The 19,423-nt window shown below is 66.0% G+C and carries 17 protein-coding genes; 6 read left to right on the plus strand and 11 right to left on the minus strand.

What is annotated here, in order from left to right; all coding sequences use genetic code 11:
* Positions 1 to 80: 80 nt before the first annotated feature.
* From PQQ51_RS20345 to PQQ51_RS20370, 6 genes are all read left to right on the plus strand, one after another.
* Positions 81 to 2,216, plus strand: a complete 2,136-nt coding sequence (locus PQQ51_RS20345; RefSeq protein ID WP_408498617.1) for a TauD/TfdA family dioxygenase — start codon at positions 81 to 83, stop codon at positions 2,214 to 2,216.
* Between the two features lie 87 nt (positions 2,217 to 2,303).
* Positions 2,304 to 3,908, plus strand: a complete 1,605-nt coding sequence (locus tag PQQ51_RS20350) for an ABC transporter substrate-binding protein (RefSeq protein ID WP_408498618.1) — start codon at positions 2,304 to 2,306, stop codon at positions 3,906 to 3,908.
* Position 3,909: 1 nt separating this feature from the next.
* Positions 3,910 to 4,926: an ABC transporter permease gene (locus PQQ51_RS20355; RefSeq protein ID WP_408498619.1), complete on the plus strand. Its 1,017-nt coding sequence runs from the start codon at positions 3,910 to 3,912 to the stop codon at positions 4,924 to 4,926.
* Positions 4,923 to 5,762 (plus strand): ABC transporter permease, encoded by an 840-nt coding sequence (locus tag PQQ51_RS20360; RefSeq protein WP_408498620.1) that lies wholly within the window; start codon positions 4,923 to 4,925, stop codon positions 5,760 to 5,762. Before PQQ51_RS20355 ends, PQQ51_RS20360 begins: the two co-directional genes overlap by 4 nt.
* Complete coding sequence (locus tag PQQ51_RS20365) at positions 5,759 to 6,730, plus strand: ABC transporter ATP-binding protein (protein ID WP_408498621.1); 972 nt, start codon at positions 5,759 to 5,761, stop codon at positions 6,728 to 6,730. Before PQQ51_RS20360 ends, PQQ51_RS20365 begins: the two co-directional genes overlap by 4 nt.
* Positions 6,730 to 7,644 carry an ABC transporter ATP-binding protein gene (locus tag PQQ51_RS20370; RefSeq protein ID WP_408498622.1) on the plus strand — a complete coding sequence of 305 codons (915 nt, stop codon included), beginning with the start codon at positions 6,730 to 6,732 and terminating at the stop codon, positions 7,642 to 7,644. Before PQQ51_RS20365 ends, PQQ51_RS20370 begins: the two co-directional genes overlap by 1 nt.
* Before the next feature lie 9 nt (positions 7,645 to 7,653).
* Here the strand turns inward: PQQ51_RS20370 and PQQ51_RS20375 are convergent, their stop codons facing one another.
* From PQQ51_RS20375 to PQQ51_RS20425, 11 genes are all read right to left on the minus strand, one after another.
* Complete coding sequence (locus PQQ51_RS20375) at positions 7,654 to 9,285, minus strand: ABC transporter substrate-binding protein (protein WP_408498623.1); 1,632 nt, start codon at positions 9,283 to 9,285, stop codon at positions 7,654 to 7,656.
* A 149-nt stretch (positions 9,286 to 9,434) separates the two neighbouring features.
* Positions 9,435 to 10,439 (minus strand): ABC transporter substrate-binding protein, encoded by a 1,005-nt coding sequence (locus PQQ51_RS20380; RefSeq protein WP_408498624.1) that lies wholly within the window; start codon positions 10,437 to 10,439, stop codon positions 9,435 to 9,437.
* 122 nt (positions 10,440 to 10,561) lie between these two features.
* Positions 10,562 to 11,368, minus strand: a complete 807-nt coding sequence (locus PQQ51_RS20385; protein ID WP_408498625.1) for an ABC transporter permease — start codon at positions 11,366 to 11,368, stop codon at positions 10,562 to 10,564.
* Entirely contained in the window at positions 11,365 to 12,123 is a 759-nt protein-coding gene (locus PQQ51_RS20390; RefSeq protein ID WP_408498626.1) for an ABC transporter ATP-binding protein, read from the minus strand. The genes PQQ51_RS20385 and PQQ51_RS20390 overlap by 4 nt, the downstream gene beginning before the upstream one ends.
* Positions 12,120 to 13,415 carry an acyl-CoA thioester hydrolase/BAAT C-terminal domain-containing protein gene (locus PQQ51_RS20395; protein WP_408498627.1) on the minus strand — a complete coding sequence of 432 codons (1,296 nt, stop codon included), beginning with the start codon at positions 13,413 to 13,415 and terminating at the stop codon, positions 12,120 to 12,122. Before PQQ51_RS20395 ends, PQQ51_RS20390 begins: the two co-directional genes overlap by 4 nt.
* Positions 13,412 to 14,491 carry an ABC transporter substrate-binding protein gene (locus tag PQQ51_RS20400; RefSeq protein ID WP_408498628.1) on the minus strand — a complete coding sequence of 360 codons (1,080 nt, stop codon included), beginning with the start codon at positions 14,489 to 14,491 and terminating at the stop codon, positions 13,412 to 13,414. Before PQQ51_RS20400 ends, PQQ51_RS20395 begins: the two co-directional genes overlap by 4 nt.
* Positions 14,492 to 14,494: 3 nt before the next feature.
* Positions 14,495 to 16,072 (minus strand): class I adenylate-forming enzyme family protein, encoded by a 1,578-nt coding sequence (locus PQQ51_RS20405; RefSeq protein WP_408498629.1) that lies wholly within the window; start codon positions 16,070 to 16,072, stop codon positions 14,495 to 14,497.
* The gene (locus tag PQQ51_RS20410; RefSeq protein WP_408498630.1) at positions 16,069 to 16,833 is read right to left on the minus strand and encodes a VOC family protein; all 765 of its coding nucleotides are present in this window, start codon (positions 16,831 to 16,833) and stop codon (positions 16,069 to 16,071) included. Before PQQ51_RS20410 ends, PQQ51_RS20405 begins: the two co-directional genes overlap by 4 nt.
* Positions 16,833 to 17,300, minus strand: a complete 468-nt coding sequence (locus PQQ51_RS20415) for a PaaI family thioesterase (protein ID WP_408498631.1) — start codon at positions 17,298 to 17,300, stop codon at positions 16,833 to 16,835. Before PQQ51_RS20415 ends, PQQ51_RS20410 begins: the two co-directional genes overlap by 1 nt.
* Positions 17,301 to 17,327: 27 nt before the next feature.
* On the minus strand, positions 17,328 to 18,332 hold the full coding sequence (locus tag PQQ51_RS20420) for a zinc-binding dehydrogenase (protein ID WP_408498691.1): 1,005 nt from the start codon (positions 18,330 to 18,332) through the stop codon (positions 17,328 to 17,330).
* Between the two features lie 53 nt (positions 18,333 to 18,385).
* Positions 18,386 to 19,423: an ABC transporter substrate-binding protein gene (locus PQQ51_RS20425; RefSeq protein WP_408498632.1), complete on the minus strand. Its 1,038-nt coding sequence runs from the start codon at positions 19,421 to 19,423 to the stop codon at positions 18,386 to 18,388.

Raw genomic sequence — 19,423 nt, forward strand, 5'->3', positions numbered from 1 at the left:
GCATATGGCGTTTCGTTGTTTGATCAATCAGTTTGCGATGCTTATTGTATTGGGTCACCACGACCCTTCCCCCGATAAGCATGTCCACTTTGCCGAAGCAGTACGCTGGCGTTCCAGCTTCACATTCCGCCCCCGAAACCCACGCCGCACCCACCGACGACGCCGCATTGCTCGCGCGCTTCGCGCCGGTTTTCGAGCGTATCGCCGCGGGCGCGGTCGAGCGCGAACAGAACCGCGAACTCGCGTACGAAGCCGTGCAGTGGCTGCGCGACGCGGGCTTCACCGCGTTGCGCGTGCCGCGCCGCTACGGCGGCGAAGGCATCACGCTGCCGCAATTTTTCCGTCTGCTGGTCAGGCTCGGCGAAGCGGACTCGAATCTCCCGCAGATTCTGCGGCTGAGTTTCGGCTTCGTCGAAACCCGCCTCGAAAGCGAGGACGAAGCGTCGCGCGAACGCTGGCTCACGCTGGTCGCCCAACGCGTGCTGGTGGGTGCCGCGATTTCCGAGCGCACCGGTTCGACGCACAACTCCGTCACCCTCACCCGCGATCCGCACGACAGCAGCCGCTGGCGGCTGAACGGCGAGAAGTACTACAGCACCGGTTCGCTGTACGCCGACTGGATCAACGTGGCCGCGCACGACGGCGAGGACGACGTCAACCTGCTGGTGCGCGGCGACGCGCCGGGCGTCGAACGGATCGACGACTGGGACGGCTTCGGCCAGCGCCTGACCGCGAGCGGCACGACGCGCTTCACCGACGTCGAGGTCGCGGAAGACCAGATCCTGTTCCGCTATCGCTCGTCGGAAGCGCGCAGCAACACGTTCCAGAGCGCGTTCTATCAGACCGTGCACCTCGCGACGCTCGCCGGCATCGCGCGCGCCGCCTTGCGCGACGCAACCGCATTTGCGCGCAAACATACGCGCACCTTCGGCGTGCCCGGTCAATCGAGTCCGCGCGACAACCCGCTGGTGCAGCGCGTGATCGGCCGGCTCGCGAGTCTCGCGTACGCGGCGCAAAGCGTGGTCGACTCGGTGTCGGTGAGCCTCGAACGAATCCATCAGGCGCGCGCGGCCGGCACGACGACGCCCGCCGATTACATCGCGCTCGACGTCGAGGCTTATCAGGCGCAACAGATCGTGATCGGCCAGGTGCTCGAAGCGACCACGCTGCTGTTCGAAGTGGGCGGCGCGTCGGCGACCAGCGAGCGGCTGCGGCTCGATCGCCACTGGCGCAATGCGCGCGTGATCGCGTCGCACAACCCGGCGATCCAGCGTGAAAAAGCGATCGGTGCATTCCATCTGAACGGCGCGCGGCCCGACGAACGCTTCAGCCTCGCGCATACGCGCAACGAAATCGCTGCCACGCCGTTCGCGATCAAACGACTCGACGCCGCGCTCGGCGCGCAGGTCGTCGGCCTCGATGCCGCGACGCAACTGGACGCGCGGCAAGTGCTCGCGCTCAAGCAGGGGCTGCTCGATCACCGCATTCTGGTGCTGCGCAACCAGCAACTCGACGACACGCAGTTCCGCCGTCTCGCGTCTTATTTCGGCTCGGTGTACACGCCGCCGCGCGATGCGCCGGTGCTCGGTTCGAACGCGTCCGGCGCGGTGCCGGACATCGTGGTGGTGTCGAACGTCGACGAAGGTCTGCTCGGCAATCTGGACTTGCCCGCGCATTCCGATCACCACTGGACGCCTGAACCGTCGTCGGGCTCGCTGCTGTACGCGCTCGAAATTCCGCCCGAAGGCGGCGATACGAGCTGGTACGACCTGGTCGCCGCCTATGAAGCACTCGACGAAGCCACCCGCGCCGAAATCGACGATCTGCAACTGATCACCTACAACCCGTTCCTGCGCCGCCAGTTTCCGCTCGCAAGCGGCTTCCCGCTGTATCGCACGCCGGACATCACGCCGCTCGAACCGTGGACCGCGCATCCGCTGGTGCGCACGCATCCGCAAAGCGGCAAGCGCCTGCTGTATCTGGGCGCGCGTACCGAAGTCGAAATCGTCGGCTACGACCCGGTGGCAGGCGCCGCGCTGATCGCGAAGCTGCGCGCGCATCTGAGTTCGCCGCGCTTCTTCTACACGCACCGCTGGCAGGTCGGCGACATCGTCTACTGGGACAACCAGGCGACGCTGCACGGGCGCACCGAATTCGATCCGGCGCAACGGCGCGTGCTCAAGCGCATCAGCCTCGCGGGCAGCCGGCCGTTCTGACGGCTTCTGTATAGCTCACGACCACGCACGACAACTCACGACAGCGCCGCCTCGCGCGGCACACTGAATCTCATTCTGGAGAAGGTTTTGGATCGACGTCATTTCCTGCAGCTCTCGGCGCAAGCGGGAGCCGCAGCCTGGGTCGGCCTGCGGGCGACTCAAGGGTTCGCGCAAAAACGCAAGGACGTGGTGCGCGTGCTGGCCGAAGGTGCGCCGAACTCGCTGGACCCGCATGGCGAAGGCGTGAGCCGCGAATCACTCGGCGCGTTCACGAACGTGTATGACCGCCTGATCGCCTTCGATAGAAAGCCGATTTCGCCGGGCGTCTATCAATACGACTACTCGAAGTTCAAAGGCGAACTCGCGCAATCGTACGACGTGGTCGACGGCGGCCGCGCGCTGGTGTTTCATCTGCGCCCCGACGCGACGTTCCACGACGGCTCGCCGGTCACCTCCGAAGATGTGCGCTGGTCGCTCGCGCGCGCCGTCACGCTGGCCGCGTCGAAGCGGCAGCTCGCCACCGGTTCGCTGACCGATCCGGGCCAGTTCAAGGCGCTCGATCCGCACACGCTGCGCATCGACTTGCCGCGCGCCGACCGCTACACGCTGCCGAATCTGGCGCTGACCTTCGCGTCCGTGCTCAACAGCAAGCTCGCGCTCAAGCATGCGAGCGAGGCCGACCCGTGGGCGAGCGCATGGGTGCGCGGCAACGCGGCGGGCGGCGGCGCGTTCCAGGTGGGCGACTGGCAGGCCGCGCAGCAGATTACTTACGAGCGCTTCGACAACTGGAAAAGCGGCCCGCTGCCGCAAGTGCGGCGCGCGCTGTTCCAGCAGGTGCCCACCGCCGCGAATCGCGTTGCCGCGTTGAACAAGGGCGACGCGGACATCGTCGTGCAACTGCCGCCGCGCGATATCGATTCGCTGCGCAACGAAAAGCAGCTACACGTGCTGTCGATTCCGGTGACGAACACGTTCCGCTTCATCGCGTTCAACACGCAGACCGCGCCGTTCAACGACGTGCGGGTTCGTCAGGCGATCGCGTACGCACTGCCGTACAGCGCGTTGTTCCAGGGCGCGAACTACGGGCACGGCACGCCGCTCTACGGCGCGGCTTCCGCGCAACCGCGCTCGGCGGCATTCCCGCAACCGTATCCGTACACCACCGAAATCGCGAAGGCGCGCGCGTTGCTCGCGGCGGCCGGTTTGCCGCAAGGCTTCAAGACCACCTTCAGCTACAACGTCGCGGACGCGACGGTGGCCGAGCCGCTCGCGCTGCTGTTGCAGGAATCGCTCGCGAAGATCGGCATCCAGGTCACGATCGAGAAGATCGCCGGCGCGCAATGGGGCACGCGGCAGACCGACAAAACGCTGCCGTTCTACGTGGACAGTTCGTCCGCGTGGTTCAACGAGCCGGACTACTTCTTCCGCATCTTCTTCCAGGGCGACTGGCGCTGGAATTTCGGCAACTTCCGCGACGAGCGCTTCGGCAAACTGGTGGAAGCCGCGCGCTGGGAACCGGACCGCCGCAAGTACGACGACGACATTCGCAGCGCGATCGGCGTCGCGTTCGAGCAGTTGCCGATCCTGCCGCTGTGGCTGCCGTCGTACGACATCGCGTTGCAGTCCGATCTGACCGACTTCACGTACTACATCCACGGTCAGGTCGATTTCCGGCCGCTGCGCCGCGTCTGACATGGTCTGGTTCGCTCTCAGAAGAACGCTCGCGGCGCTGCCCGTGATCTGCGGCGCGGTGATCTTCACGTTCGTCCTGACGCGCCTGTTGCCAGGCGATCCGGCCGCCAATCTGCTGAGCGGTCCAGGCGCGGGCGCGGCGGACATCGCCGCGTTGCGGCATCAACTGGGGGTCGATAGCGGTCTGCCGCAGCAGTTGTTGCGCTACTCGACGGGCCTCGCTCACGGCGACTGGGGCAACTCGTTCGTGACCGGACAACCGGTGCTCGCCGAACTGCTCAAACGCCTGCCGGCGTCGCTCGAATTGACCGGCCTCGCGTTCGTGCTGTCGATCGCACTCGGGCTGCCGCTCGGCGTGGCCGCCGCGACGCGGCCGGGTGGTTTCGTCGATCAGTGCTGCCGGGTCGTCGCCAGTCTCGGCACATGCTTGCCGACCTTCGTGGTGGCGCTCGCGTTCGTCTATCTGTTCTATGTGGTGCTCGGCTGGGCGCCGGAGCCGACCGGCCGGCTCGATCCGCTGCTCGACGTACCGCCGCGCGTGAGCGGCCTGATGCTGGTCGACACGGCGCTCGCGGGCGATTTCGACGCATGGCGTTCCGCGTTCTCGCATCTGCTGTTGCCCGCCTGCGCGATGGCGCTGTTCGGACTCGCGCCGATCGTGCGCACCACCCGCTCGGCGATGCTCGACGCGCTCGCGAGCGACGCGATCCGCACCGCGCGTTCGCTGCGGCTGCCGCGCCGCACGATCCTGCTGCGTTACGCACTGCGCGGCGCGCTGCTGCCGATCCTGACCACGCTCGGCATGGTGTTTTCGTATCTGCTCGGCGCGAACGTGGTGATCGAAAAGATCTTCACGTGGCCGGGCATCGGCAGCTATGCGCTCGATGCGTTGCTGGCCTCCGATTACGCGCCTGTTCAAGGCTTCGTGCTGCTGGTCGCGCTGCTGTTCGCGCTGGTCAATCTGCTGATCGACCTGCTGTACGGTTTCGCCGACCCGCGCGTGCGGCTCGCATCATGAGCACGCTCTCCGCGCGCCGGCGCTTCCCTTCGCTGCTTCACACCTTCAGCCCGTGGACGCCGGCGTTCGCGCTCGTCGTCTTCGCACTCGTCGCGCCGTTCATCGCGCCATACGATCCGCTTGCCACCGACGTCGCGCACGCGTTGCAGCATCCCACGTCCGCGCACTGGTTCGGCACCGACGCATTGGGCCGCGATCTGCTGAGCCGCGTGATCGTCGCGAGCCGGCTCGATCTGGCGATCGCGTTTTCGGCCGTCGTGTTGTCGTGCGTGCCCGGCACGCTGATCGGTGCGGTCGCGGGCTTCGCGGGCGGCTGGTTCGACCGCGCGACCGGCCGCGTCGTGGATGCATTGATGGCGTTTCCGTTGTTCGTGGTCGCGATGGCGCTGGTCGCCGTGCTCGGCAATTCCGTGCTGAACGTCGTGATCGCGACCGCGATCATCAACCTGCCGTTCTATGTGCGGCTGAGCCGCGCGGAAGTCGCGTCGCGCCGCGACGCCGCCTATGTGCGTGCCGCGCGGCTGGCCGGCAACCGCCGCAGCCGCGTGCTGTTCGCAGTGATTCTGCCGAACGTATTCCCGTTGCTCGCGATCCAGGTGTCGCAGAATCTCGGCTGGGCGATCATGAACGGCGCGGGCCTGTCGTTTCTCGGTCTCGGCGTGCGGCCGCCGGCCGCCGAATGGGGCGTGCTGGTGAACGAAGGCGCGCAGTACATCATCACCGGACAATGGTGGGTCGCGCTGTTTCCCGGCATCGCGCTGTTCGTCGCGGTGCTGATTTTTACGCTGACCGGCGACGCGTTGCGCGACAGGCTCGATTACCGGAGGCGCGTGTGAACGACGGCTTGCAGATCGAGGACCTGTCGGTGCGTTTTCCGCTCGGCCAGGGCCAGCGCACGGCGTCGGTGCTGTCCGCACTGGATCGCGTGTCGCTGAGCATTGCGCCGGGCGAGCAGCTTGCGATCGTCGGCGAAAGCGGGTCGGGCAAATCGGTGCTCGCGCTGGCGATTGCAGGTTTGCTGCCGCGTAACGCGCAGCTCGAAGCGAGGAAGCTGCGCTACGGCAACCGTGAACTCGCCACCGAGCCCGCGGCACGCGAACGGATCGCGATGGTGTTCCAGCATCCGCGCCGCGCGCTGAATCCGTTGCGCAAAGTCGGCCAGCAACTGATCGACGTGCTGCGTACGTTGCCGCAATCGCGCAGGCTGTCGCGCGGTGCGTTGCGCGAACGCGCCGTCGCGCTGCTCGACGACGTCGGCATCGACCATCCCGCTGCGCGCTTCGCCGCCTATCCGTTCGAGTTGTCAGGCGGCCTGTGTCAGCGCGTGATGATCGCGCTCGCCCTCGCCCGCCAGTCGTCGCTGCTGATCGCCGACGAACCCACCACCGGACTCGACGTGATCAGCCAGCGAACCGTGCTCGATCTGATCGGCGAACTGGCGCAGCGGCATCGGATGGCGACGCTGTTGATCACGCACGATCTCGCGATCGCGGCCAATCGCAGCGAGCGGATCGCGGTGATGCACGCAGGGCAGCTCGTCGAAACCGCGCCGTCGCGGGTCTTGCTGAACGCGCCGGCGCATCCTTATACGCGCGGCTTGCTGGCGGCGTCGCCGCATCACGCGGCCAGTATCGAGATGCTGCGGGAAGTGCCGGGCGAAGTGCCGAATCTGTCGCTTGCGAACGCGCCGGCGTGCCGCTTCTTCGGCCGTTGCGCGTCGCGTGAGGATCGCTGCGCGCGCGAGACGCCCGCGCTCGTCGAGCGTGCAGGTGCGCAGCGCGTGGCTTGCTGGAGTGCAATCTGATGGCATGGCTGGAAATACGCGATCTACGCAAATCGTATGCGGGCAAGCCGGCATCGTCCGTATTACGGCGTGTGTTCGCTGCGCGCCGTGGCGCCCCGCCTTCGCCGCCCCCAGCGCGCGCCGCGCTCGACGGCGTGAGCCTCGATATCGAACGCGGCGAAGCCGTGGGTCTGGTCGGCGAATCGGGCTGCGGTAAATCGACGTTGTCGGCGGTGCTTGCGCGCCTGATCGATGCGGACAGCGGCCGGATTCTTTTCGACGGTCAGGCGATCCTGGATCTGCCCGCCAGCCACGCCGCGCGCGCACCGTGGCGCAGCCGGATTCAGATGGTATTCCAGGACCCGCTCGATAGCCTCGATCCGCACGCACGCGTGTTCGACGCGATTGCCGATCCGCTTCGGCAACTGTGCGCCGGGCGTTACCGCACACAGGCAGCGCTGCGCGCGCAGGTGGAGCGCGTGGCCGCACAAGTCGGCCTGCCGCTTTCGTTGCTCGAACGGCGGCCGCATCAATTGTCCGGTGGACAAGCCGCGCGCGTGGGCATCGCCCGCGCGCTCGTGCTCGAACCCGATCTGCTGATTCTGGACGAGCCGACTTCGGCGCTCGACGTGTCGATGCAGGCGGTCGTGCTGAGATTGTTCGACAGGCTGCGGCGCGAGACGGGGGTGAGCCTGCTGTTCGTGTCGCATGACCTCGGCGTGGTGCGGCTGCTGTGCCAGCGCGCTTATGTGATGCGCGCGGGGCGCATCGAGGAACACGGCGCGATCGACGCGTTGTTCGATGCACCGCGCAGTGCGTACACACGTGCTTTGCTCGACGCGGTGCCGCGTTTTCCCGATACCGATGCTTCAGCTTCAGCTTCAGCAAAGGAAAACGGGAACCTCAGGATTCCCGCTATCCAAAGCATCGACTGACGTCGGAAATTAAGGCTCGATATACAGGTCCGCGAAATTGCCGCGCACACCCTCGCCCGTCGGCGCGTAGTTCTTCACTTTCTTCGCAACGATCGTGATATTCGGGTTCGCGCCGAACTCGATCGACGGAATATCGTCGTGAACGATCTGCTGGAACTGGATGAACAACTGGCGGCGCTTCGCTTCGTCGGTCTCCACCGATGCGGCTTCGAGCAGACGGTCGACCTCCGGATTCGAATAGTGCGCGGCGTTCGAGAACGGCAGACCGATCTTGAAGTTCTTCGACCAGAACACGCGCTGCACGCCCACAGTCGGATCGAACACGTTGGCGAGTGCTTCGAGCGTGATGTCGAACGCGCGGTCCGTGTAGGCCTTCTTCACGTACGTCGCGAAGTCGTAGCTCTCGACCTCGCCGTCGATGCCGATGCGCGCCAGCGACTGCCGCACGAAATCGGCCGCACGCGGATCCTGGAACGGATTGAACAGCACGCGCAGCTTGAAGCGCTTGCCGTCCGCGCCACGCTTCAAGCCCGCGGCGTCGAGCGCGGCATTGGCCGCGGCGATGTCGTACGGGAAGTAATGGATATCGGCGTCGTGATACTTCGTGTTCGCCGCGCCGATTGCCGCAGCGGACACCGTGCCGTAGCCGTACCAGACCACGCGGTTCAATGCGTTGACATCGATCGCCTGCGAGATCGCCTTGCGCACTGCCTTGTCTTTCAACACCGGTGTGTCGAGGTTGAAGATCAACTGCTGGTGGTTGCTCACGTAAGGCCAGTTGGTCGTATCGACATTGAAGTTCGGCAGCGTGGTGAAGCGCTTCACGTCCGACAACGGAATCGCCTGGTCGCCCAGATTGGCCGCCCCGGATTCGAGCGCCGCCGCGCGTGCCGCGCCGTCGGGCAGGAAGCGGATCACGATCTTGTCGACGTACGGCTTGGGTTTGTCCCAGTAGTCCAGATTGCGTTCGAGAAGAATATAGCTGCCATGCACGAACGATTTGAACACGAACGGCCCGGTGCCGACCGGCGCGCTGTTATACGGATTCGAGACGATGTCGGTCCCTTCGTACAGATGCTTCGGGATGATCGGCGACTCGGAGCCGGACAGCGCGGTCAGCAGAAACGGCGCGGGCTTCGACAACTCGATGACTGCGGTGTACGCGTCCGGCGTCTTCACGTCGGTCACGTTCGCGAACGTGCTGCGGCCGCGCGGATGAACCTGCTTCAACGTCAGAATCGAAAATGCAACGTCGGCGGACGTGAACGGCTTGCCGTCGTGCCATTTCACGCCGCGGCGCAGCGTGAAGCGATATTCGAGACCGTCCTTGCTGACCGACCATGCGGTGGCCAGCAGCGGTTGAGGATTGAGGTTCTTGTCGTAGGTCAGCAAACCTTCGACCACCTTAGGACCGATCTCCGCGTTGCCGCCGGCGGTGGTGGTCAATGGAATGATCGTCGCCGGCTCAGGCGTGACCAGCCAGGTCAGCGTTCCGCCGTGATTGGGCGCGGCCGTGGGGGTGGCCGCCGCGGTGGCCGTGCTAGCGGTGGTCGCCGCGATGGAAACCGGACTGGCGCAGATCAGTACGGACGCTAACAGCGCGGTGAACATAGTGCCGCGCAACCCGTTTTTCGTGCTCATACCTACCCTCGTTATTATAAGAACGACGGATAGTAAGGCGCTTCGAAAGGAACGAAAAACAAGCAAAAGTGATTAGCTTTGCATCAGTCCGCGCTTGAGTCCCCGCTTGAGGCCCAGGTTGAGCCCTGTGTCGACGATGTCGCCGCGATTCATGCGCTGGCGAGACGGGTCTCCGAGATCGCGCGCACGTCGATACGGCGCGGCAGAATCGCGTCGCGCTGCGCGCGGTCGGCCACTTTTTGCAAAGCAGCGATATCCGCGTCGGTCACGAAATGCTGCTTCAACGACGCGCGCCGCGTGATCTCCTTCGCGGCTTCGAGCGGCGAACGCGTGAGCGTCGCGTAGATCTGCGCGTACGCGTCGGGATTAGCGATCGCCCAATCGCCCGCGCGCTGATAGCGCTGCAACACGTCGGCAATCGCCGCGCGTTTGCGCGGGTCCGCGAGGGACTCAGACGGCGCGGTGATGAAGCCCAGGCCGCTGTTGATGCCGGTGCCGTCGCGCAAGATCCGCGCGCCGCGCTGCACCGCGATTCCGTAGTACGGATCGAAAGTCGCCCACACGTCGATCGAACCGGACGCAAACGCGGCGAATGCATCGACCGGCAGAATGAAGCGGACCGTCACGTCGTCTTTCGACAAACCCGCTTCCGCAAGCGCGCCGTATAGCTGGTACTGCGAGATGCTGCCGCGCGCCGACGACACGAACACCGTGCGCCCTTTCAGATCCGCGACGCTGCGCACGGTCGAGTTCGGCGCGACCAGAATGCCGAGCTGCGCGCCCGAACCCACGCGCGTCGCGACGATCTTCAACGTGGGATCGCCGACGGCCGCCGCGAGCACCGGCAGGTCGCCCGCCGGCGCAAGATCGACGGAGCCCGCGCGTTGCGCTTCGAACAGCGGCGCGGCACCCTGAAAATTGGCCCAGCGCCATGCGTACGGCGTGCCGTCGAGCACCTTGGCCGCTTCGACGAGCGCCCGCGTGCCGCCGGCCTGATCGCCGAGCACCAGCGTCACGTTGTCGGCGGCATGTGCGCGCGAAGCGCCGAAAGTGCCGAACGCAGCGAATGTGCTGAACGCGGCGAGCGGCGCGGCCGCGAGGGCGCGCACCACCCGGCGTCGCGCGGAAAGAGACACGGGAACAGAAGCGGTCATAGGTCCTCGCCGATAAGAGATGGCACAGCGTAGCGACGATGGACCCGCGTGAGAATTATTCTATTTCGATATGTTTATCTTCAAACAATATTTATCTTTTGCATGTTCCGGCGCGACGTCGGTCAGCCGCCGCCCGCATCGGCGGCAGTACGTGCGGTCCGCTGCTCCCAGAACACCACGCGCCGTTGCAGCACGCGCACGATCTGCGCGCCGCTCACGCCGATTACCGCAAGCAGCACGACGCCTGCGAACATCGTCGACACACTCATGTTCACCGACGACGAACTGATCAGATAACCGAGCCCGCGCTGCGAGGACAAAAATTCGCCGACCACCGCGCCGATCAACGCCAGCGAGATGCCGATCTGCAAACCGCTGAAAATCTCGGACGCGGCCGAAGGCAGCTTCACGTGCAGAAACAAAAACGCCCGCGACGCGGAAAACGCCCGGCATGCGTCGAGCAGATCCGGATCGGCACGCCGCAGCCCGTTGACCGTATTGATGAACAGCGGGAAAAAGCACACCAGCACGACGAGCACGATCTTCGACGCACTGCCGTACCCGCACCATACGAGGATGATCGGTCCGAGCGCGACTTTCGGCATCGCCTGCAAACCGGCGAGCAGCGGAAACACGAAGCGTTCGAACATCCGCGATTCGGCGAGCAGCGCGCCCAGCAGCACCGCCAGCACGGAGCCGATCGCATAACCGGCCAGCGTCTCGACAAGCGTCGCGCCGATATGCGGCCACAGCGTGCCGTCGGCGAAACCGCTGGCCAGCGCGTCGAAAACCTGTTTCGGCGCGGGCAGGATGTAGTCGGGAATCGCGAACAGCCGCACCGCGCTCTGCCAGACGGCAATCACCACGAGCAGACTGACGAGCGGATAGACGAAGGCCGGCACCGCGGGTAACGCGCGTCGGGTGGTCATTGGAAATGTCCTCGCAGATAACGGCAGGCATCGACAAACGCGGCACTCGCCATCGTGTCGGCGTGACGCGGACGCTCGAGCGGCACCGCGAAATCGTCGACGATACGGCCCGGCCGCGCCGACATCACCACCACGCGGTCGGCCAGAAACACCGCCTCCGGAATGCTGTGCGTGATGAACAGCACCGACTTGCGCTGCGCCATCCAGATGCGTTGCAGTTCGAGCGTCAGCGCCTCGCGGGTCATCGCATCGAGCGCGGCGAACGGCTCGTCCATCAGCAGCAACTCCGGATCGTGCAGCAGCATCCGCGCGAGCCCGACGCGTTGCTGCATGCCGCCGGAGAGTTCGGCCGGATAGTTGTCCGCGAACGCGGCGAGGCCGACCAGTTCAAGCAGATCCCGCGCGCGCTGCGTCGCCGGGCCCAGCGCCAGGCGCAACGTGCGCGCCGGCAACAGCACGTTGTCGAGCACGGTTTTCCACGGCAGCAGGTTCGGCTTCTGAAACGCGACGCCCACGTCGCGGCCAGGCCGATCGAGCCGCTTGCCGCCGATCGTCGCGTGGCCGCCTGTCGGCGTGATCAGGCCGGCGGCGACTTTCAGCAGTGTCGATTTTCCGCAGCCGGACGGTCCGAGCACGGCCACGAACTCGCCGTCCGCGATACGCAGGTCGATGTCGCGCAGCGCGTCGATCGCGCCGCTGCGGGTTTGATAGCGCACCGAGATCCGTTCGGCGGCAAACGCATCGATCGAACTCATGCCGCGCCGCTCGCCGTCTTGATGAAATCCAGCACGCGCGGCCACGACGCCTCGTTCGCGTGCGCATTGGCCGCCGCCGTGCCGCCCGCGGTGATCCGCACGCCGGCCACCGGATGCGGACGCGCAACCAGCGTGGTCGGCACATGTGGGAACAGGATCGAGTGACCGGCGCCTTCGTAACGCAGATGCTCGACCGGATGCGTGAAGCCGCGCCGTTGCAGGTCGTCGACGATCATGTCGGCGTAACGGCTCGACGGCCAGAAGCCGTCGTCGGTGCCCGAGATCAGCAGGATCGGCGCGGCAATGCGCTCGACCGCGATCCGCGAGCGCGCGACCGCGTCCGCGTCGTCGAGCGCCGACACGAATGCCGGCGCCTGACGGATCGGCTCGCCGGGCGCGGGCGGATGCCGGAACGCGCTCCAGTCCGCGTGACGGTTGTCGTTCCACACATGCGGCAGCGCGTGGCCGTCGAGCGTCCATGCGACGGCGTCCGGCGCCTCGCCCACGGCCCCCGCGCGCAGCGTGCCGTGCAGCACCGCGCTCGGCACGTAGCCGATCACGGCCGACACACGCTCCGGATAAGTCGCGCCGAGCAGCAGCGCGAGTTCGCCGCCGCGCGACTGGCCCGCGAGCGCCACGAAGCCGTTGCGCGGCTGCACGGTCTGCCGCAGCCAGTCGAGCGCCTGCGCGAAGTATTCGAGCGGCGTGCGGGAAATGGCCGGCGGCAGTCCGGGCGCCTTGAAATAACCGAGCGCCAGCGCCGCGATCCCGTGCGCCGCATACAACGCGGCGCGCGGCTCGTTGATCCCGCCGCCGGAGCCGTTGAGCACGACAACGGCCGGATGCGGACCGGGCGCTGCTGGCAAGAACAGCGTGCCGACCACGCCATGCTCGCGGACCTCGCGACGCGTCACGCCTTCGGCCACGATCTGCTGCACGAACGAAGCGTGCGCGGTCGCACCGTGTGCATCGCGCGCGTCGATATCGACCTGCAACGGCTCGATGCTGTCAGCGCCCGCCACTTCCTTCACGCACCGCATCGACCACACGATGCCCAACGCCTGCGCGCCGCTTCCCGCATAGTCGCCGGACACCGGCGCGGCAGTGCGCAGATCGACCGTGCCGCTTTCGTCCGCAATGAAACGGTTGACGCTTTCCCATTCGCTGCCGTCGTGCTGCCGCTGCCGCGCGATCACGTCGACTTCGGCGCGCGGCGCAAAACCGGACAACTGAATCGCGCGCGCCACGTCGATCAGCGCGACGCGCGGCGTCACCTCGATGCGCGCGCTCATTGCTGCCTCGCACGTTCGCGCAGCGCCGCCGCATCGAAGCGGCTGAAGTCGGCGACGAACTGGTTCGAGAAAATCTGCTCGACGGGCACGTCGCCCTTCGGGAATTCGCCGACCTTCTGCATTTCCGCCAGATTCGCGCGCACGGCCGGCAGGTTGTACGCGCCGGGCTGGCGCGGTTTCCCGTCCGACGTCAGCAGTACGCGGTCGAGCCGGCGCCTGAGCAGTTCGACAGCATCCCGCAGGTTCTTCGCTGCGTCGCCTTGCGGCTTCGATTCCGGATGTTCGGCCCAGAACGCCTTCACGCAGAACGCCGGATTCGCCTGGCAGACGATCTGCGCCTTCGTGTAAGCACGGCCGAAGCGCGCGATCAGATCCGGGTGGTCGGTGAAGGTATCGCGATGTGCGATAAAGCCGTTGCCCGCGGTTTCGTCGAACACCGCCGGGTAGCGGATGCGGCGGATCGGCGTGCCCGACAATTCGAGCATGTCGTCCCAGCTGCTGTTGAAATTGAGTGCATCGACCGCGCCGGTTTTCAGCGCATGAAAGCCCGCGCCCAACGCGCCGACCGCCACGTAATCGACGTTGTCGCCGGGTTTGAGTCCGGCTTCGCGCAACGCCGCGCGGCCACCCGGAATCGTGCCCCAGCTCAGCGCGCCAACGCCGATCTTCTTGTCCTTCAGATCGCCGATCGTCTTCACCGGCGAGGACGCTAGCACCGCGAACTCCATCGTATTGGCCGGCACGCCGTTATAGAAATAGCGCACGGGCACCGGCGTGCCGCCGGTCAGATAGCTCGACAGCACGGGTTCCGCGGTCGGATAGCCGAACGTGATGCGCTTGCTCGCCACCTGCGGAATCAGCGCGCCCGCGCCCTGAAACACGATCAATTTCACGTCGAGCCCTTCTTCCTTGAAGAGCCCGAGTTTGTCGGCGGCGGCATACGGCGCACCGTCGTGCACGGCGGGTGGAATCGCGAGACCGACCGTGACTTCGTCGAGCGCGTGCGCGCTGACGGCGTCGAGAAGAAGCATCGAACTGCAAACAAGCTTGAATAGCGTAGCGCGGAGTGTTGTCATTTTTTACGGGTTCCTGCTGACGGAGGGATCGGCGGCAACACGTTCTGCCGCGATCCGTTTGAGGGCGGTCCGATCGACCTTGTTGGTCGACGCGAGCGGAATTGCGTCGACGAACCACACGTGACGCGGATGCTGATATGCCGGCGCATGCTGGAGCGCGAAACGCTTGACGTCTTCGGCGGCGAGCGACGTGCCTGGTTTCAGCACGACGAACGCGACGGGTTTGGTCCCTTTGATGTCGTCGGCAACAGGCACCACGCAAGCCTGCTGGATCGACGGATGACGTTCGAGCACGGTCTCGACTTCGCCGGGAAAAATGTTCTCGCCGCCCGACACGAACATATCGTCGCGCCGGCCGACGAACGTGTAGAAGCCGTCGGCATCGCGCTGGAACACGTCGCCGGTTCGGTAGAAGCCGTCCGGCGTGAACGGCTGCGAGAGTTCCGGGCGGTTGTGATAGCCGGTCATCAGGCCGGGGCTGCGCATCTGCAGTTCGCCTTCCTCACCCTCCTCTTCAACTGGCGCGCCGTTTTCGCCCACGAGCCGCAGATCGACGAGGGGATGCGCAAAACCCACCGCACGCGGCGGCGTCGGCAAACCGGCGGGATGCGGGCCGAACACCACCGGACCGCCTTCGGTCGTGCCGTAGGCGTTGATGACTTTCGCGTTCGGCAGCAACGCATGGATCTGTTCCAGCAACGCGTCGCTAACCGGCGCCGAGCCCATCCGCACATAACGCACCGACGAAAGATCGGTCTGCGCGAGCAACGCGCGCTCTTGCAGCATCATCGCGATCATCGGCGGCACGGACGTGAGCCACGTACAGCGCCACGCGTCGATCGCCTGGATGTATCGGCGCGCGTTGAACTGCGGCAGCAATACGGCCGTCGCGCGCGCGGCCAGCGCCAGAAACGCGAGCGCCAGCGCATTCATGTGGAACAGCGGCGCGGCGATCAGCAGACGCTCGTCGTGCAGCGCTTGTGCCGCGAGCCGCGTTTGCACGACCCACAGATGGCTTCGATGCGACAGCACCACGCCCTTCGGACGCCCGGTCGAACCCGACGTGTAGAGAATCAGTGCGGCTTCGTCCGGTGCGGGAACGAGCGCGTCGAACGGCGCCGACGACAGCGTGTCGCCATAGCCGGTGTACGCGGAAAACGTGACGGCGTCGTCGGGCAACGGTGTCTGCTGCGGGTAGTCGAACACCACGCGTTGCAATCCGCCCGGCACGTCCGCCGCGCGCGCCGGATCGCAAAACACGACGCGCGCGCCGCTGTCGGCGATCACGTCCGCGATCAACGCGCGTGGAAACTTGAAATTCACCGGCACCGCGACCCGCCCCGCGCGCATGATGCCGAGCACGGTCGCGATGTATTGCGCGGAATTCGCGGCCAGCACCGCAATGCGCTCGCCGCGGGAAACCGTCGCGCTGAGACGGCGCGCGACGGCGTCGGCCATCGCATCGAGTTCGCCGAAGCTGTAGCGAAGCGGCGGCTGCCCTTCCTCGAGGCCGATCAGCGCGAGCGCGTGCGGGTCCTGATCGCGATCGATCAACGCGCCGAGATTCAACGGAAACGTCATCGAACGAATTCCAGCAGCGTGTCGAAGCGCGGCAACGCCACCAGCGTGCGGCCCGGTTGCGTGACCGTAGGCAGGGCCGCCGCGGCCGCACGCTCGCCGATCTCGCGCCATTGCGGCGTGCGAACCGTGATCGCCGCATAGCGCGGCGCGCGCTGGACCACATGCTCCGCGAGCGGAGCGAACTGCGCGTCGAATGCGTCACGCGTGTGGAACGCCAGTTCGAAGCCCGGCGCGAGCGCGCCCAACCGCGCATAGGTATCCGCCGACGCATCGATCAGATGCAGACGCTCGAGTGCGTACGCGCCGTTCGGATGCGCGCGCCACGCGTCGCGAAACACCAGCTCGGGCGTCAGATGCTGGCAGAAGTACACGCGCCCGCCCGGCAACTGGCCTGGCGCGAGCCGCACCGTCGTGAACCGCGCGTCGCCGAGCGGCGGCACGGGGCGCGAGAAAGTTTGCGGCGGCGTCGCTTCGAGACCGGCGTCGCGCAACGAGGCGAACGTCGCGTCGGGGTCGTCGATACGAAACACCAGACCGTCCGCGCCGAGCGGGCTCGACGCGATTTCCTCGCGGATCGTCTTGCCGTCCGCCGGCAGGCCGATCAGTTCCAGATAGTGGTCGTCGAACACGATCGCGTGATTCAGCGAGCCGAGCGTATGGTAGCCGCGCGGCGTCAGCGTGAAACCGAGCTGCTCGAAAAGACCCTGAGCCGCGTCGGTATCGAAGCGCGTGTTGATGACGAGATGATCGAGTTTCAGCATCAGCTTTTCGCGGGCTGCGGGGCCGGGGTTGCTGTGGCTGCTGCCGTTGTCGCTGCCGTTGTCGAATAAACGCCGCGGCCGCTCGCGACGAGCTTGCCGTCCGCGTCGTACACATGGGCCTCGGCCGTCGACACCTGCGAGCCGAACTTGATCACCTTGCCCTTCACGCGCAAATCGCCCGGCAGCGCCGCACGGTGATAGTCGACCCGCAGATCGATCGTCGGCACGCCGCGGCCGGTCTTCGACACCAGCGCCCAGTCGGCGGCCAGATCGACGAGCGCCGCCAGAATACCGCCGTGCGTATAGCGTTTTTCCACGTTCACGACCCACTCTTCGCGCCACGTCGCGCTGAGTTCGATCTCGCCTTCGGCCACCGCGAGCACTTTCAGGCCCAGCCATTCATGAAAAGGCGCACGGCGCAAACGCGCCTCGATCTCGTGCGGCGCCGGTAATGTCGTTTCGCTCATGTTGTTTCCTTCGGATGCGGATGAGGTTCAGGGATTGACGACGACCTTGCCGAGCACTTCGCGGTCGCGAATCAGGCGCAGACCTTCGGCAGCCTGTTCGAGCGGCAGCACGCGATCGATCGACGGCTTGAGCTCGCCCTTCGCGATCTGGTCGAGCAACGCGCGCAGGTTGTCGTCGTAGAAACTGTTCGAGCCGAGCACCTTCAGCTCGAAGCTCCAGATGTAGCGCAGATCTTCGGCAGGCGCGTGGCCGGCGGTCGCGCCGCACACCAGCAGCGTGCCGCCGCGTTTCAGGCATTTCAGCGACGGCACCCACGTGTCGCCGCCGGTGAAGTTGACCACCACGTCGACACCGCCTTCGAAGCTGCGGCGCTGCGGCTTGCCATACTGGGCGACGGCCCACTTCGAGAAATCGGTGGTCTTGTAGTTGACCACGTGGTCCGCACCCAGCGCTTTCAATTGCGCAGTTTTCTCGTCGCTGCCGGCGCACGCGATGACTTCCGCGCCGAGTTGCTTCGCGAGCAGCAGCGACGCCGTGCCCACGCCGCCGCTCGCGCCGAGAATCAGCACGCGGTCGCCGGCCTTGACCGTGTTGTGCGTGATCAGCATCCGGTGCGCGGTGCCGTAAGCGACCGGCAATGCGGATGCATCGTCGAAGCCGACCGCGTCGGGCAACGCGATCAATTGTTCGGCCGACACCGCGCAGTACTGCGCCATCCCGCCGTCGAGCATTTCGCCCATCAGCCCTTTCTCGCGGTTCAGCGGATTCACCAGTACGCGATCGCCGACCTTCCAGCCGTCGACGTCCGCGCCGACCTGCACGATCTCGCCGGCCATATCGAGGCCGATCACGACCGGCAACGGCACCTTGATGCCAGGCATTCCCTTGACGGTGAACACGTCGTGATAGTTGAACGACGACGCGCGCACGCGAATCACGACGCCGCCGGCCGCCGCGCCCGGCACGGCTTTATCGGTGACGACATGCAACTGGTCGAGATTGCCTTGCTCGTTCAGCACGAGCGCCTTCATCGTCGACGGAATGGGTGATGCCATGATCTGCTCCAATGGGTTTGACTGAATAGTTATTGAATCGATTTCGATGCGATGTACGGGCCGGTCGCGAACAGATCGTCGGGCAGCTTGCCCTTGATCACCCCGCCGTCGACGAAAATCTGGTGCTCGCGTTTCAGCGTATCGAGATCGATCGGCTCGAAGGTCACGCGATTGATGTCCGACCAGCGCGCGGCGTACGCCTGCGCGTCGTTGGCCGGCAGATTGGCGCTCTTCTGCAGGATCGCCGCCACGTCGTTCTGATGCGTCGCGCCCCACTGCAACGCGGTGCGCAAACCGGCGATCAGCTTCGCGACGTCCTGCGGATGCTTCTCGAGATAGTCGGCGCGGATCGCGCTGACGCCGATATACGGCGTCGCGTCCGACTTCGTCAGCTTCTTCCATTGATCGCCGAAGCTGCCGAGCCGGCGAACTTTCAACTCCTGCAATTGCGCGATCGTCACCGAGCGCAGCGCGGCCGCGTCCACCTGCTTCTGCACGAGAAATTGCGCGAGGCGGCCTTCGTTGCCCGGCACGAGGGAAAAGTCGCCGCTTTTGATGCCGTCGTTGCCTTGCAGCACTGCGGTCGCGATGGCCGCAACCGAGCTGCCCGCGGGCGACATGCCGACCTTCTTGCCGCGCAGCTCCGCAAGCGTTTTGATCGGCGAATCGTCGGGCACGACGAAATCGACGTCGGCGGGTTGCGTGGCCAGCACGATCTTCAGCGGCACGCCTTCGGCCGCCGTGCTGAACACCGCCGCGGCCGGTGCGGCGAACGCGAAGTCGATCGCATTCGCGGCGAGCGCGCGGTTCGGTGCGTTGACGTCGGCAAAGCGCACGAACTGCACGTCGAGCCCGCGTTGCTGCAGGAATTTCTGTGCTTCGAGCACCGCGCCGAAGCCGAGGCTCACGCCGCTCGTCCAGTAGCCGACGCGGATCGGTTCGGCTTGCGCCGTTTGCGCCGTTTGCGCCGTTTGCGCCGTTTGCGCGGTTTGCGCGACCCCGAGCACTGCGCCCGCAACAAGCGCCGCCGACAGCACCGCGCGTTTGAGCAAAGGAATACGTTTCAT

The organism is Paraburkholderia xenovorans (assembly GCF_046030735.1).
Classification (GTDB): Bacteria; Pseudomonadota; Gammaproteobacteria; order Burkholderiales; family Burkholderiaceae; genus Paraburkholderia; species Paraburkholderia xenovorans_A.